10 protein-coding genes are annotated in these 15,634 nt (G+C 69.2%); 4 read left to right on the forward strand and 6 right to left on the reverse strand.

Annotated features, from left to right (window positions below; all coding sequences use genetic code 11):
- The 5 genes from ITI46_RS07035 to iolC all read right to left on the reverse strand — a co-directional run.
- Window positions 1-1,493 (reverse strand): CoA-acylating methylmalonate-semialdehyde dehydrogenase (locus ITI46_RS07035; protein ID WP_209238539.1); only part of this gene is annotated, 1,493 nt, incomplete at its 3' end.
- Window positions 1,494-1,527: 34 nt separating this feature from the next.
- Complete coding sequence (gene iolD, locus ITI46_RS07040) at window positions 1,528-3,411, reverse strand: 3D-(3,5/4)-trihydroxycyclohexane-1,2-dione acylhydrolase (decyclizing) (RefSeq protein WP_209238541.1); 1,884 nt, start codon at window positions 3,409-3,411, stop codon at window positions 1,528-1,530.
- Entirely contained in the window at window positions 3,408-4,301 is an 894-nt protein-coding gene (gene iolB / locus ITI46_RS07045) for a 5-deoxy-glucuronate isomerase (protein ID WP_209238543.1), read from the reverse strand. Before iolB ends, iolD begins: the two co-directional genes overlap by 4 nt.
- Window positions 4,298-5,179: a Cgl0159 family (beta/alpha)8-fold protein gene (locus ITI46_RS07050; RefSeq protein WP_209238545.1), complete on the reverse strand. Its 882-nt coding sequence runs from the start codon at window positions 5,177-5,179 to the stop codon at window positions 4,298-4,300. The genes iolB and ITI46_RS07050 overlap by 4 nt, the downstream gene beginning before the upstream one ends.
- Before the next feature lie 4 nt (window positions 5,180-5,183).
- A complete protein-coding gene (iolC, locus tag ITI46_RS07055; RefSeq protein WP_209238547.1) occupies window positions 5,184-6,167 on the reverse strand; it encodes a 5-dehydro-2-deoxygluconokinase in 984 nt (327 codons plus the stop codon).
- A gap of 821 nt (window positions 6,168-6,988) precedes the next feature.
- Here iolC and ITI46_RS07060 point away from each other — a divergent pair.
- The gene (locus tag ITI46_RS07060; RefSeq protein ID WP_209238583.1) at window positions 6,989-7,984 is read left to right on the forward strand and encodes a LacI family DNA-binding transcriptional regulator; all 996 of its coding nucleotides are present in this window, start codon (window positions 6,989-6,991) and stop codon (window positions 7,982-7,984) included.
- Window positions 7,985-8,029: 45 nt separating this feature from the next.
- Here the strand turns inward: ITI46_RS07060 and ITI46_RS07065 are convergent, their stop codons facing one another.
- Window positions 8,030-9,811 carry a carbamoyltransferase family protein gene (locus tag ITI46_RS07065; RefSeq protein ID WP_209238548.1) on the reverse strand — a complete coding sequence of 594 codons (1,782 nt, stop codon included), beginning with the start codon at window positions 9,809-9,811 and terminating at the stop codon, window positions 8,030-8,032.
- 666 nt (window positions 9,812-10,477) lie between these two features.
- Here ITI46_RS07065 and ITI46_RS07070 point away from each other — a divergent pair.
- The 3 genes from ITI46_RS07070 to ITI46_RS07080 all read left to right on the forward strand — a co-directional run bounded on the left by ITI46_RS07070 (window position 10,478) and on the right by ITI46_RS07080 (window position 15,613).
- The gene (locus tag ITI46_RS07070; protein ID WP_209238549.1) at window positions 10,478-11,638 is read left to right on the forward strand and encodes an ATP-grasp domain-containing protein; all 1,161 of its coding nucleotides are present in this window, start codon (window positions 10,478-10,480) and stop codon (window positions 11,636-11,638) included.
- Window positions 11,639-11,849: 211 nt separating this feature from the next.
- On the forward strand, window positions 11,850-14,606 hold the full coding sequence (locus ITI46_RS07075) for a non-ribosomal peptide synthetase (protein WP_209238550.1): 2,757 nt from the start codon (window positions 11,850-11,852) through the stop codon (window positions 14,604-14,606).
- A gap of 59 nt (window positions 14,607-14,665) precedes the next feature.
- A complete protein-coding gene (locus ITI46_RS07080) occupies window positions 14,666-15,613 on the forward strand; it encodes an NAD-dependent epimerase/dehydratase family protein (protein WP_209238551.1) in 948 nt (315 codons plus the stop codon).
- Window positions 15,614-15,634: the final 21 nt, after the last annotated feature.

Below are 15,634 nucleotides of genomic sequence, written 5' to 3' on the forward strand. Positions count from 1 at the left end.
GAGGTGGGGAAGGCGAACCCGGCGGCAGCCTGCTGTGCCGTGGGCCGGGGCCAACGGGTGGTGACGACCTTGGGGCGGGTGTAGAAGCGGATGCCCTCGGGCCCGTGGATGGGGGAGTCGCCGACGAGGGAGTCCTTCCAGCCGCCGAAGGAGTAGTACGACATCGGCACGGGCACGGGGACGTTGATGCCGATCATGCCGACCTTGATCTTGCGCTGGAAGCGGCGGGCGGCTTCGCCGGAGTCGGTGAACAGGGCGGTGCCGTTGCCGTAGGGGTTGGCGTTGATCAGGTCGATCGCCTCGTCGAGGGTGTCGACGCGGACGACGGCCAGGACGGGCCCGAAGAGTTCTTCCTTGTAGGCGTCCATCTCGGCGGTGACGTGGTCGAGGAGGGAGGGGCCGGTGAAGAAGCCGTCCTCGTGGCCGTCGATCTTCAGTCCGCGTCCGTCGACCACGACGGTCGCGCCCTGCGCGGCGGCGGTGCCGACGGCGTTCTCGATCCGCTCCTGCGCGGCCTTGGTGACCAGGGGGCCCATGTCGGTGCCGGGTGCGTCGCCGGGGCCGACGGTGACGTCGTGTGCCTTGCGCTTGAGCACCTCGACCAGCCCGTCGGCGGCCTCCCCCACGGCGACGGTGACGGAGACGGCCATGCAACGCTCGCCCGCGGAGCCGTAGGCGCCGGCGGTGATGTGGTTGGCGGCGAACTCCAGGTCGGCGTCGGGAAGGACGACGGCGTGGTTCTTGGCGCCGCCGAGGGCCTGGACGCGCTTGCCTGCCGCGGTGGCGGTCTGGTGCACGTACTTGGCGATGGGGGTGGAGCCGACGAAGGAGACGGCCTCGATGCCCGGGTGGGCGAGGATCGCGTCGACCGCGTCCTTGCCGCCGTGGACGACGTTGAAGACGCCATCGGGCAGCCCGGCCTTCTGGTAGAGCTCGGCGACGAAGTTGGCTGCGGACGGGTCGCGTTCGCTGGGCTTGAGGACGAAGGTGTTGCCGGTGGCGATGGCGATGGGGTGCATCCACAGCGGCACCATCGCGGGGAAGTTGAACGGGGTGATGCCGGCGACGACGCCGAGCGGCTGGCGGAAGTCGTGCACGTCCACGCCGCGGGAGACCTGGTCGGAGTAGCTGCCCTTGAGGACGTCGCCGAGGCCGCAGGCGAACTCGACCACCTCGCGGCCGCGCATGATCTCACCGCGTGCGTCGTCGATGGTCTTGCCGTGCTCGGCGGAGATGATCCGGCCCAGCTCCTCCTCGTGCTCCAGCAGCAGCTGGCGGAAGGCGAACATCACCTGGACGCGCTGGGTGAGCGATGACTGGGACCAGGACTCGAACGCGGCGGACGCCGACTGGACGGCGGTGTCGACGTCGGTGGCGTTGCCCAGGGCCACATGGGCCTGCTGCTGGCCGGTGGCCGGGTTGAACACTGGTTGCGTGTTCGTGCTGGAGCCCTCGGTGGGGCTGCCGTTGATCCAGTGGCGGATGGTCTTCACGGTGCGGGTTTCCTTACGGACGTGCGAGGAGGGCTCAGAGGTAGTGGCGCTGGGTGGCCTTGTGGGCGGCGTAGGTCTCGTACGCGCTGCGGGTGGACTCCAGCGCGGAGGTCTGGCTGACGGGTACGTCCCACCAGCCGTGCGCGGGCGGGTTTGGCCCGTACAGGTCGGTTTCGACGTGGACGACGGTGGTGCGTTCGGCGGCTTTGGCCTTCTCCATGGCGGTGCGGAAGTCCTCGACGCTGGCTGCGTGGAGGACGTCGGCGCCGAGGGAGGCGGCGTTGGCGGCCAGGTCGACAGGGAGGACGTCGCCGTCCAGCAGCCCGGAGTCGCTGTCGCGGAAGCGGTATCTGGTGCCGAACCGCTGCGACCCGAGCGCCTCGGAGAGGGAGCCGATGGAGGCGAAGCCGTGGTTCTGGACCAGGACGATGATGACCTTCAGGCCCTCGGAGACCATGGTGACGATCTCCTGAGCCATCATCAGGTACGAACCGTCGCCGACCAGGACGACGACCTCGCGGGTCGGGTCGGCCATCTTGGCGCCGAGACCGGCGGCGACCTCGTATCCCATGCAGGAGTACGCGTACTCGACGTGGTAGGCCTTCGGGTCGCGGGCCCGCCACAGCTGCTGCAGATCACCGGGCATGGAACCGGCCGCGTTGATGACCACGTCGCGGTCGCCGAGGGTGTCGTTGAGCGTGCCGAGGATCTGGGTCTGGGCGGGCAGGTTGCCGGTGTTGCGGCCGGGGGCGAAGCACTCGTCCTCGATCTGCCGGGTGCGGGCGATCAGCTCCCGGGTGCGGGCCCGGTAGTCGTCGGACACCTGCCAGTCGGTCAGCGCGCCCGCGAGGGCCTCGATACCGAGCTTGGCGTCGGCCACCACCGGTTCGGCCGCGTGTTTGACGGCGTCCAGGCGGGCGACGTTGAGGTTGACGAAGGTGACATCGGGGTTGCCGAAGACGGTGTGGCTGGCGGTGGTGAAGTCCGAGTACCGGGTGCCGATACCGAGCACCACGTCTGCCTCACGCGCCAGTTCGTTGGCGGCGTGCGTGCCGGTGGAGCCGATGCCGCCGACCGCGCAGGGGTGGTCCCAGGCCACCGCGCCCTTGCCGGCGTGGGTGTCGGCGACGGGGATGCCGGTGGCTTCGGCGAACGCCCGCAGCTGCGTATGGGCTTCCGCGTAGACGACCCCGCCGCCCGCCACGATCAGCGGCTTCTTCGCCTCGCGCAGCAGCTGTGCGGCCCGCTCGATCGCGGCGGGTTCCGGCACCGGGCGGCCCACGTGCCACACCCGGCGCCGGAAGAAGGAGAGCGGCCAGTCGAACGCCTCGGCCTGCACATCCTGCGGCAGCGCGAGAGTGACAGCACCGGTCTCCGCCGGGTCGGTCAGCACCCGCATCGCCGCCAGCGCGGCCGGGATCAGCTGTTCGGGCCGCGTGACGCGGTCGAAGAACTTGGACACCGGACGGAAGGCGTCGTTGACCGTCACGTCCCCACCCCGGGTGTCCTCCAGCTGCTGGAGGACCGGGTCCGGGGTGCGGGTGGCGAACATGTCGCTGGGCAGCAGCAGGGCCGGCAGCCGGTTGGTCGTCGCCAGCGCCGCACCCGTGATCATGTTCGTCGAGCCGGGCCCGGTCGACGCCGTACAGGCGAAGGCCGACAGCCGGTTGCGCATCTTCGCGAACGCGGTGGCCGCGTGCACCATGCCCTGCTCGTTCCGCGCCAGGTAGTAGGGCAGATCCGCCTCTTCGGCGACCGCGGCCTGCAGCAGCGCCTGGCCGACACCCGCCACATTGCCGTGCCCGAAAATCCCCCACACGCCGGGGATCAGCCGCTGCTCGTTCCCGTCCCGCTCGCTGTACTGGGCCGCCAGGAAGCGGACGAGGGCCTGCGCGGTGGTCAGTCGTACGGTGTTCATCGCTTCTCGTCCCCTCCGAAGGGCAGCCGGGGGTCGACCTCCTGCGCCTCCCAGGTGGAGCGCACCCAGCCGTGCGCCGGGTCGTCACAGATCAGCCAGGCCCGGTCCTGTCCTGGACCCGCCATCACGTTCAGGTAGTAGAGGTCGTAGCCGGGCGCGGCGATCGAAGGCCCGTGCCAGCCGTGCGGGATCAGCACCGCATCCCCGGACCGGACTTCGGCCAGTACGTCGATGGGCCGGTCCGCCGTGCCGTACACCCGCTGGTAGGCGAAACCGCCCTCGCCCGCGACCTGGAAGTAGTAGATCTCCTCCAGCTCGGACTCGACCGGCCTGCCGTGCTCGTCGCGGCGCGCTTCGTCGTGCTTGTGCGGCGGATACGACGACCAGTTCCCGCCCGGGGTGAGCACCTCGCACACCAGCAGCTGCTCGGCCTCGAACGTGCCCGGCAGGCAGTAGTTGTTGACCTGCCGCGAACAGTTCCCGGCGCCGCGCAGCTCGACCGGCACGTCATCCTTGCGCCCGTACCGGGCCGGCAGGCCATCCCGCTTGGTACGGGCGCTGGGCAGCGCGAACGTACCGCCGGAAGCCGAGCTGATGAGGCACTGGGAGGCGGGCGGCAGATAGGCGAAGTCGGTGACCTCACCGAACACCCCGTCCCTGCCGGACAGTTCGAAGACCTGTCCACCCACAGCGACCGTGCAGCCCCCGCGAAGCGGCAGCACCAGAACCTCGCTGTCGCCCGTGGCCAGCACCTGCTCCTCGCCCGGTGCAAGCGTCAGGATCCTGAGCCCGGAGTATCCCCAGCCCGCCGACTCGGGCGTGATGGCCAGCTCGTACGGGCCGTCCGCCGCAGCGCCGTTGGTCAGGTGGTACTTGCTCGCAGCACTCACAGCAGGCTCACCGCCCGGTCCACGGCACCGGCGACATCGCCGTCCGCGGGGTAGAGCAGCGAACGGCCCACGACCAGGCCCTGCGCGGTGGGCAGCTTCAGCGCCCGGCCCCACGACGCGAACGCCGCCTCCGGGTCCTTGACCTCCCCGCCCAGCAGCAGCGCGGGCAGGGTGGAGGAGGACAGAACCCGCTCCATCGCCTCCGGGTCGGGCACCACCGGCAGCTTCAGCCAGGTGTAGGCGCTGCGCCGGCCCAGGCCCGAAGCCGTGGTGATGGACTTGATCACCGCCTCCGGCGACAGGTCGTTGCGGACCCGCCCGTCCTGCCAGCAGGACCAGAACGGCTCCACCATCGCGATCAGCCTGCGGTCGTTCAGCTCGTCCACCGCACGCGCCGTGTTCACCAGCGCGGAGGGAGTCGCCGGGTCGTCCAGTGCGATACGGGTGAGCATCTTGCCGCCGTCGAAGCCCATCGCGGCGATCGTCTCGGCGTCGTACCCGGTGAACCGGTCATCGATCTCGAACACCGAACCCGCAAGACCCGCCCGGTTCATCGAACCGAAGACGCTCTTGCCGTCCAGCACGCCGAGCAGCAGCAGGTCTTCGAGGATGTCGGCGGTGGCCAGAACGCCGGTCACACCGGGCCGCTCCAGCGCCGTGCACATGCGGTCCAGCAGCTCGAACCGGTCGGCCATGGCGAACGGGTCCGAGCCCACCGCGTTCGCACCGCGCGCGGGGTGATCCGCGGCAATGATCAGCGCCTTGCCATGCGCACCGAACAGCGAGGTCGCCTTGGCGCGCCGGGCGGCTGCCGCGGCGATGGCGCCGGGATCGTGTACCCGGGCCTCCACGATGCGGCTCACGTTCTCGGACAGCACGTCGTCACGCCTCTCGTTCGGTGGGAGCAGGGGTGGCTTGGCGGAGCTCGGAGTCGACCTCCGCCTGGGTCGGCATCGCGTCGGAGCAGGCCAGCCGGCCGGCGACCAGCGCACCTGCGGCGTTGGCGAAGGCCACCGTGCGCGCGGTGTCCCAGCCGGACAGCAATCCGTGGCACAGCGCGCCGCCGAAGGCGTCACCGGCACCGAGCCCGTTGACGACCTCCACCGGCACCGGCGGGACTTCCACAGCCGTCCCATCCGCTTCCATGGCCAGGACACCCTTCGGCCCCTGCTTGACCACGGCCAGCTCCACCCCGGCCGCGAGCAGCGCCTTGGCGGCGGCGTACGGCTCCCGCTCGCCGGTGGCCACCGCGCACTCCTCCAGGTTTCCGACAGCGACCGTGGCGTGACGCAGCGCCTCGACGTAGTACGTACGGGCGGCTGCCGCGGCCTCCTCGTCCTCGCCCGGCCAGAACATCGGCCGCCAGTCCAGATCGAAGACGGACACACCCGCCTTCGCCCGGTGCTCCAGCGCCGCCAGCGTCGCCGAACGGCTCGGCTCCTCCGCCAGCCCGGTACCGGTCATCCAGAAGATCCCCGCAGCCCGGACGGCGTCCAAGTCCAGCTCCCCCGGACGTACATCCAGGTCAGGAGCCTTCGGGAGGCGGTAGAAGTACAGCGGGAAGTCGTCGGGCGGGAAGATCTCGCAGAAGGTCACCGGCGTCGGTGCGATGTCCGACGTACCGACGAAGCGGTCGCTGACCCCGTAGCCGGCGAGTGCTGAGCGGACGAACTCCCCGAAGGGGTCGCGGCCGGTCTTGGTGATCACGGCAGCTCCGTGTCCGTACCGGGCGGCGGCGACGGCCACATTGGTCGGGCTGCCGCCCAGGTACTTGCCGAACGAGGTGACCTCCGGCAGCCCGACGCCCGTCTGGAGCGGATACACATCCACTCCCACGCGGCCCATGGTCAGCACTTCGAACGACATCACGCAGGAATCCCTTCGCACCAAAGAACCCCGGGAGAACGGGGCGGCGGCTGGACTGTCGCGCTCTACTAGCGCGCTCTAGTTCGAGTACGATGGCCCCTGCGCAAATGTCATGTCAATAGGTTGTTGCCGCGAGATTTTCCGAGCGTTCAACGAGGTCCGTCCTGCGGCAGGTGTTCGACGGAGGCGTCCGGCAGGGGCCGGCAGCGGCCCGGCAGTGGCTGCCAATGGCCTGCCGGTTTCCCCGGCTACGGAGCAGGCGGTCGCGCGCCCCGCGAGCGCGCGCGATAACGTGCCGGACGGAAGCGAACGCCCGGGGCGTAACCGGACAAGGTTGCCGCGAGCGTCGCGGCTGCCGGAACTCCGGCGGTGTCCGGTCTCCGGACGCGGCCGGAGCCGCCGGAGGGCGGACGGCCACCGGGATCACCGGAGGGCCGGGCCGGACCCCATCGGAGATCCGGGAACGGCCCGAGCGTCCACCGACGGTTGTCGGCGGCCGGAAGGCCGCGGAGGTCACCGGCGCCGGTGGACCGCCGCGGGGCGCCGGATGCAGGCGGCCCGAGGGAGGTCACCGGGTGCCGGTGACCCGCCGCTGGAGGCTGTCCGGCGCCGACCGGCCAATGGAGGCCGGCGGACACCAGCGGAGGTCGCTGCAGGCGGCGGCCCCCGGACGAGCGGCCCGGGTGCGCGGGCCGCCGGGCATGGAAGAGGCGGACGAGGCGGACGAGACGGGCGGGGCCGAAGCGCGGGAGCGTGGAGGCCCCAAAGAGCGTGGGAGAGGGAGACAACACGTGGATGCGACGGGCAAGCAGCGTCCCACGATGGCGGACGTCGCCGCGAAGGCAGGCGTCTCGCGGGCGCTGGTCTCGATCGTCTTCCGCAACCAGCCCGGGGCAGGCCAGGAGACTCGCGACCGGGTGCTGCGCGTAGCCGACGAGATCGGCTACCGCCCCGACAACGCCGCCCGACTCCTGGCCCGCGGCCGCAGCCGGGCACTCGGCGTCATGTTCACCGTGCACCAGACCTTCCACGCCGACCTCATCGAGGGCATCTACGCCGAGGCCGAACGGCACGGCTACGACGTCCTGCTCTCCGCGACGGCCCAGGGCCGGGGCGAGTCGAAGGCCGTCGAGGCGCTGCTCGGCCACCGCTGCGAAGCCGTCATCCTGCTCGGCGCGGACGCGGCGCCCGCCGATCTCGACGCCCTCGTGCAGCGGACGGTGGCCGTCTCGGTGGCCCGGCGGATGCCGGGGTCACGGATCGACTTCGTGCACAGCGCCGAGGGCAAAGGCGTACGGCAGGCCATGGAGCACCTCGTGGAGCTGGGGCACCGCCGGATCGTCCACATCGACGGTGGCCGGGGGCCGGGTTCGGCCGAGCGGCGCCGTGCCTACCGCACCGCCATGCGCCGGCACGGGCTGGACTCCGAGCTCCGCGTGATCCCGGGCGACCATACGGAGGAGTCGGGCATCGACGCCGGCCGGCTCCTGGTCTCGGAACGCGACGCCGGGCAGCCGCTGCCGACAGCGGTCCTGGCGGCCAACGACCGGTGCGCCATGGGCCTGTTGATGGCTTTCGGCCGGTCCGGTGTCGATGTTCCCGGGGAGGTGTCCGTCATCGGCTACGACGACAGCCACCTGTCCCACCTCATGCCCGTCGGTCTGACGACCGTCCGGCAGGACGCCGTCCTCATGGCCGAGCACGCCGTGCGGTTCGCCGTGCAGCGGCTGGACAACAGGGAACTGGAGCCGCAGGAAGCGGTGATCGACCCGAAGCTGGTCGTACGGGACACCAGCCGCCCGCCCCGAGCGGAGTGAGTCGTGCGGGCCGGCGGCCCGCACGGAGGTACGGACCCGGCCGGCTCACCTATTCCGCTTGGTGACCACGAACCGGTCGATGACCAGGTAGTCGATCTCGGTGGCGAGGAAGCACTCCAATGCGTCCTGCGGGGAGCAGACGATGGGTTCACCGGCGACATTGAAGGAGGTGTTGAGGAGACAGGGCACCTCAGTACGCGCTGTGAAGGCGCGCAGCAGCCCCGCGAGCGCCGGGTTCTGCTGCTCGTCCACCGTCTGGATCCGCGCGGTCCCGTCCACATGGCAGGCCCCGGGGATCCGCTCCCGGTATTCCTCGCGTACCGGGAAGACGAACGTCATATAGGGGGACGTGCTCTTCTTGCCCATCTCGAATACGCGGGGGGCCTCGGACGCGAGCACGACGGGTGCGAACGGGCGGAACGGCTCGCGGTGTTTCACCCGCAGATTGATGACGTCCTTGATGTCGGGGAACGCGGGGTTGGCGAGGATGCTGCGGTTGCCCAGGGCGCGTGGTCCGAACTCGGACCGCCCCTGGAACCAGCCCACCACGTTCTTTTCCGCCAGCAGTTCCGCCGTCCAGTCGGCGACCGACGCGGTGTCGGGCTGCTCCTGCCACGCGACGCGGTCCGCGTACTGAGCCAGTGCCTCCCGGATGTGCCTCTCGTCGTACGACGGGCCCAGGTAGGGGGTGGTGACCGCTTCGGCGGGCCGGTTGCGGAGACCGGAGGTGTACACGGCAGCGCCGATGGCGACTCCCGGGTCGCTGGCGCCGAAGCTGACCTCCATGCCGGTGAACGACGACCGCTCCAGCATCTTCGTGTTGGCTACGCAGTTGAGCGCGAGACCCCCTTCGAACAGCAGGGTGTCCTGGCCGGAGGCGGCGGTCAGTGTGCGCATCTGATGGGCGGTGACGGCCTCGACCATGTGCTGGGCCCATCCGGCGACTCTGACGCGGAAGTCGAACTCCTCGCGCTTCTCGCTGTCGCCGCCGAACAGGGCGTCGAACAACGGGTAGTAGGACTCGGGGTCCGGGGGGATGGCGAGGGTGTAGGAGCCGTCTTCGTGGAGGTGTACGACCTGTTCGAGCAGGGGGTTGTGCTGCGGTGGCGGGCCGTACGCTGCCAGGCCCATCACCTTGTACTCGTCGTTGTTGGGGACGAATCCCAGATAGCGAGTGATCCTTCCATAGGCGACGCCGAGCGAATTGGCCATGTCCACGGTGCTCTCGTCGAAGAGGTGGACCACGCCGTCCCGCAGTTCGCCCATGACGGAGGACAGGGTCTCCGCCCGGCCGTCGCTCACCAGAAAGGCGGCGTCCTTCCGCCCGGCCAGATAGGCGCCGCACATGAGATGGGCCAGGTGGTGGGGCACCAGAGCCAGTTTGTTGGGGTCGAGCCGGTGGCCGGTGCGCTGGACGAAGTCGCTGTACACCGCCTCACGGCTGAGCATGTCGGTGTACACCTCGCCAGTGCGCCGCAGGGCGTCGAACTTCTCCGCGACCGGCAGATCGGAGTCGCATATCCGGGCAATCATCTCCTCGGCCACCGCCGGTGAAAAACGCCAGGGGAAAGCGAAGAGATCCACCTGGTCGAGGCCGACACCGGCGAATTCCAGGCACCACTCGATGGCGTTCGCCGGGAAATCGGAGGTCTTCTTGACCCGGCTCAGCCGCTCCTCCTCGACCGCTGCGACCAGCTTGCCGTCGATCGTCAGAGCCGCCGCGGCGTCGTGCCCCACCAGTAGATTGCGCCCCACACCCGTGGCTCCGAAGAGCCGGCCGAACAGCTCCGCACCTCTGGTGAATCCGTTGTAACCGAGCACGATCACTGGCTCTCAGCCTCCCGAGCACGACAGCGGCGGCGGCCAACAGGCTACCCGGCAGCGGTAGTTGAGGGGTAGGCGTGCAGCACGAGCAGAATGTGGCCCGCAGTTGCGCCGGCGCCGGCGCGCCCCCGGGCACATGCGGCACCAGCCGGCCCGGTGTGCACGCGGCATCCATACAGGGCCACCGTGGCGGCACCCTCGCGGCGACCCCCGACGGCGCTCCCCGGCCGGGCGGCCGGTGCCCAATCGGTCTTGTTTCACTGTGCAACCTGAATTCACAGGGTCTGCGGTCCGTGACTACTCGTACCACCAGGTGCACGAGGAGTCATGGGTGTGGCCAGCCCAATGAAAGTCCGCTGGACGGAAACGTTGTGCGTGTTTTCATGCCTGTCCGCCGCAATTCGACTTGTGATCTATGTCACGCGCCCGGCGGTAAAGGATCATGTTCTGGCATATCCACATCGCACTATCCCGTGTGCCAAGATGCCACCGCGTCCGCCTCGATCGGAGTAACTGATCGCGAGACATTCAACGGGGGTTCTGTCATGCGGGGACTCGATCTCTCAGTGAACCACTTGCCCGGACCACTGATCACCTGAACCAAACGCGGGTGGCAGACGGCCACATGACTTCTCGAAGTTCTGAACAGCCGTGATCCGGGGAGCACGAATGCCGAAAATCATTGTTATCGGGTACCGGGACGACCTCGACCAGGCATTGCAGCGCCGCGGCTTGGACCCCCACTACCTCGTACCGGCACCACTGGGCCCGGAGAAGGGCCGGAGCTTCACGTGCGTCAACGACATGGAGAACGCCCAGGAGATATTCCGGGCGGTGCTCTCCGCGCAGCTCGAGGATTCGGCGGGAGTGCTCACCGTCCATGAAATGGGCGTATTCGGAGCAGCCTATCTCCGGCAGCAGCTGAACCTGCCGGGCAATACCGACTCGAAGACCGTCCTCCGCTTCCGGGACAAGTATCTCCAGAAGAGCAGCCTGCCGCCCCAGGTCGAGCGGGCCCATTGCCGATACGTGGCAAAGGGCACCCCTTTCGCCGATCTCGCCCGCGAGTTGGGGGAGGCCTTCGTGATCAAGCCGGCCAACGGCGCCGGCTCGCTCCGTACGAATATCGTCCGTTCACCCGAGGAGTACGAACAGGCACTGGAGGCGCTCCCCGGGCAGTCCGATGTCGAAGTCGTCGCCGAATCCTTCATCGATGCGCCCGAAATCTTCGTCGACGGCATCTGGGGGAGCGGACATCTTCAATGGTATTCGGTTTCCCGCTATCACGCCTCGCCTGTCAGTGCCGCACAGGGCGGGATACTGGCTGCGCACCTGCTGGACAAGAGGCGGCATTCAGCGCTGTTCCAGCAGGCGGAAACCCTGCTCGATCAGGTGCTCGGCAGGCTGGGCGCACCTGACTGTGTCTTCCATCTGGAAGCATTCGTGCAAGAATCGGGGCTGACTTTCGGGGAGTGCGCCATCCGCCTCCCGGGAGGACTGTCTCCCCAGGCCAACAAATTGACGTTCGGCGTCGACCTCTTCGACGCCGAAATCAGCCTCGCCCTGGGCGAAGCGCCGGCACAGCCGCCCAAGGACAGTACGCCGGACCGCCTGTACGGCTACGTACTTCTGCGTCGCTCCGCCACCGGCAATCTCACCCAGCAGGATTTCGAGCGCAGCTTCCTGCTGGAGGAAATCACATACTCCTCCTCGCCCGATGCGCCGCCCGGCCCGTACGGCAGCGTAGGACACGCAATGGTGAGCGATCACGATGAGCTGAAACTGCAGAAGAAGATCGAGGAAATCGTGCGGTTCAACGAGGTCGGCTGAGGCCGGCGCCCGCCGCGACCTCGCGTAATCCCGCGTAATCCCGCGTAGTGCTGTTGCGGCCGTGAGCCCGGACAGCCACGGCACCGCATGCCCACCGACCCCTTGCGCGGTCGGCGGACACACGCTGCCTCCTGTGAACCGCCTAACCGCCTCCAGACAAACGGCTGTTCGCCGACCCCCCATCTTCCGATCGATCGGAGGTCTCCCTCCAGTGCTGGATCAACGTTCTGCTTCGACACTTCCGCAGCTGCTCGAAAGCGCGGCCCGCGACAGGTCAAAAGGTGTCACATTCGTCGGTGGCCCGGCCCTGTCGTACGCGGAGTTGAGGGAATGTGCCCTCCGGATCGCGCAGGGACTGCGCGGCCACGGCACCGTTCCGGGTGACCGGGTGCTGATCTCCGCCGGCGACCCGGAGAGTTTCTTCCGGGCCTTCTGGGGCTGCGTGCTGGCCGGTGCCGTACCGTGCCCGATGGCGCCACCGGCCGACCCGGCACGGGCACAGACCCAACTTGAGCATCTGCGCACGCTGTTGGGGGATCCGCTGGTGGTCGTCCCGAAAGCGGACTACGGCGAGCTCCTCGACGTCGGACTGCACACCGTCACGGTCGAAGAGCTGAGCCAGGCTCCGTCGGACGACGACCGGGATGTCCAGCAGCACGTGCCCGACCCTGACGATCTCGCATTACTGATGCTCACTTCCGGTTCCACCGGTTCGAGCAAGGCCGTCAGGCTCACCCATGCCAACCTGCTGGCCGCGCAGGCCGGAAAGTCAGGGGCGCTGGACCTTGGCCCCGCCGATACGACGATGAACTGGATCTCGGCGGACCACATCGCCGCGGTCGAGGCCCATCTGCTGCCGATGGTCAACGGCGCCGACCAGGTCATGGCAACCCCCGCCACCGTGCTGGCGGACCCGGTGGAATTCCTCCGGCTGCTCACGGCCCACCAGGTGAGAGTGACCTTCACGCCCAACTTCCTGTTCGGCCAGATCAATCAGGCCCTCGCCCAGCGTCCAGCCGCGCAGCAGGAGATCGACCTCTCGCAGGTGCGCTACATCATCTCCGGCGGAGAAGCCACCGTGACCGCCACCGTACGGGCGTTCCTGGGCGCTCTCTCCCGCTACGGGCTGGGCAGCGACGTGATCGTGCCCGCGTTCGGCATGACCGAGACGTGCGCGGGAAGCGTCTTCAACCGCGACTTCGCCGCCCGCGACCTGGACACGGAGTTCCCCCCGCTGGGCCGCCCGGTACGCGGCCTGCACATCCGTATCACCGACGGCAACGGCAAAGTGCTGGCCTCCACCGAAGACCCGGCGACGGCCGGGCCCGGGGAGCCGGGCGAGGTGCAGTTGCGCGGCACGATGGTGACCGCGGGGTACTTCGGCAACGAGGAGGCCACGGCGCAGGCGTTCACCGCGGACGGCTGGTTCCGCACCGGCGACCTGGGCCACCTCGACTCCGAGGGGCGGCTGATGCTGGTCGGCCGGACCAAGGACTCCATCATCGTCAACGGCGTCAACTACTACAGCCACGATCTGGAAGCGGTCCTCGACGGCCTGGACGAGGTGCAGCGCGGCCAGGTCGCGGCCTTCCCGGTCAGGCCCGAAGGAGCCGACTCGGAACAGCTGGCCATCGCGTTCGCCCCGGCGGGAGACCCCGCGGACGAGTCGGGCGTGTACCGGGCCATCGTGGCGATCCGCAGCTCCACCGTGATGCACTGGGGCTTCCGCCCGCAGCTGATCCTCCCGGTCGGCGCGGCCGAGATCCCCCGCGGCAACCTCGGCAAGATCCAGCGGTCCCGGCTGCGTACCGCCGTCGAAGCGGGGGGCATGGCAGCGGCGGCGCGCCGCGCGGAGGAGGTGAGCCGCCGATTCCTCGGCGCCTATGTGGCACCGGAGGGCGAGGCCGAGAGCGCGCTGGCCGGCATTTACGCCCGCGTACTGAACACCAGGAGGGTGCCGGCGACCGCCAGCTTCTTCGACCTGGGCGGAACCTCGCTGGACGTGTTGCGGCTCAAGGCCGAGATCCAGCGGGAGTTCGGCATCGAGGACGTACCGATGTCGACGCTGCTGCAGGCCCCGACCGTCCGTGCACTGGCCGGCCGCCTGGCCGCCGGGCGGAGCGCCGGAGGAGACGCCGCCTACGACCCGCTGGTGCCGCTGCAGGTGACCGGGGACGGAACGCCGTTGTTCTGCGTCCATCCCGGCCTTGGCGAAGTGCTGGTCTTCGTCAACCTCGCCAAGTACTTCACCGGGGAACGGCCGTTCTACGCCCTGCGGGCACGGGGCTTCGGCGAGGGCGAGACCCACTTCGGGTCGTTCGCCGAGATGGTCACCACCTATGTGGCGGCGATCCGCAGGGCCCAGCCGAGCGGGCCGTACGCGGTCGCGGGATACTCCTACGGCGGAGCAGTCGCGTTCGAGATCGCCAAACGGCTGGAGGCCGACGGCGACAAGGTCGACTTCGTGGGGATCTTCAACCTGCCGCCGCGCATTGCCGACCGGATGAACGAGATCACCTTCACCGACGGGGCCATCAACCTGGCGCTGTTCCTGGAGCTGATCGACGCCGCCGACATCCCGGAGCTGATCGCCAGGCTCCGCGAGCTGCCCGAAGCCGACCAGCTGTCCTACCTGGTCGAGCAGGCACCCCCGCGACGCCTGACCGAACTCGATCTGACCACCGAGCGGTTCACCAACTGGGTGCACCTGGCCCAGAACATGGTGCACCTGGGCCGCACATACGAACCCACGGGAACGGTCGGCCGGGTGCGGGTCTTCTACTGCACCCCATTGCGCGGCAGCAAACAGGAGTGGCTGGACAACCAACTGCGGCACTGGGACGAGTTCACCCGCGACTCCAACGCGTACATCGAAGTCGAGGGAGAGCACTACACCCTGATGAGCCCCCAGCACGTGCAGACCTTCCAGGCGACCTTGCGGCAGGAGCTGGCCCGTGCGCTCGGCTGAGCGCGGCAGGAGAACGGCTGGACGACGCCGGGCGCCGAGACGACCAGGAGCCGCTGATCATGCGAGGCAAGAAGATTCTCGTCACCGGGGGAACGGGGCAGGTCGCAAGACCGGTCGCCGAAGCACTCGCCGCGGACAACGAGGTGTGGTGCCTGGGCCGGTTCGGTGACCCGGCGGCGCGCAAGGCGCTGGAGGAGGCCGGAGCCCGCACCGTCATCTGGGACATGTCCACCGACGATCTGGAGGACCTGCCGCGCGACTTCACCCATGTGCTGCACTCGGCGGTGCACCGGGGCGACGGCAAGGACTTCGACCGGACCGCACGCGTCAACGCTGTCGGCACCGCACGGCTGATGACGCACTGCTGCGCGGCCGAGGCGTTCTTGTACGTCTCCTCCGGGGTGGTCTACAACCGCGCCGACCGTATGCACCGCTACCGGGAGGACGATCCGCTGGGCGGCGCGGCGCCCTGGCTGCCGACGTACCCCGTCGCCAAGCTCTCCGCCGAAGGGGTGGTGCGGGGCCTGGCCGAAGCCCTCTCGCTGCCGGCGGTGATCGCCCGGCTCAACATCGCCTATGGTCCGTACGGCCACGGCGGCGTCCCGATGATCCTGTTCAACCAGATGCACAGAGGACAGGCGTGCTCCGTGCCCCGCGGGGGACAGAACTACTGCAACCTGCTGCACACCGACGATGTCGTCCGCCAGGTGCCGCTGCTGTGGGCGGCGGCGCAGGCACCCGCGCGGGTGGTGAACTGGGGCGGTGACGAAGAGGTCGGCATGACCGATCTGCTGGAACACATGTCCGCGCTCACCGGCGTGCCGCTCCGGCTGGACCGCGGAGACTACAGCCGGGAGACCGCGGTCTTCGACCACGACGTGCGCCGCGGCCTCATCGGCGACTGCTCCGTCGGCTGGAGGGCCGGTATCGCCCGCACCCTGGCCGAGCTGTTCGAGGAGTACCGCGACCGCATCGACGCGTACGCGGCCGCGCACGCAGCCGAGTAGTCCCATTGACGCGAAGGAGTG

Source organism: Streptomyces oryzae (assembly GCF_017676365.1).
In the GTDB taxonomy this organism is placed as follows: domain Bacteria; phylum Actinomycetota; class Actinomycetes; order Streptomycetales; family Streptomycetaceae; genus Streptomyces; species Streptomyces oryzae.

Coding starts and splice junctions, on each gene's coding strand:
- iolD (WP_209238541.1), bottom strand. CDS start 3,411: ATGAACACCGTACGACTGACCACCGCGCAGGCCCTCGTCCGCTTCCTG.
- iolC (WP_209238547.1), bottom strand. CDS start 6,167: ATGTCGTTCGAAGTGCTGACCATGGGCCGCGTGGGAGTGGATGTGTAT.
- ITI46_RS07060 (WP_209238583.1), top strand. CDS start 6,989: ATGGCGGACGTCGCCGCGAAGGCAGGCGTCTCGCGGGCGCTGGTCTCG.
- ITI46_RS07070 (WP_209238549.1), top strand. CDS start 10,478: ATGCCGAAAATCATTGTTATCGGGTACCGGGACGACCTCGACCAGGCA.
- ITI46_RS07080 (WP_209238551.1), top strand. CDS start 14,666: ATGCGAGGCAAGAAGATTCTCGTCACCGGGGGAACGGGGCAGGTCGCA.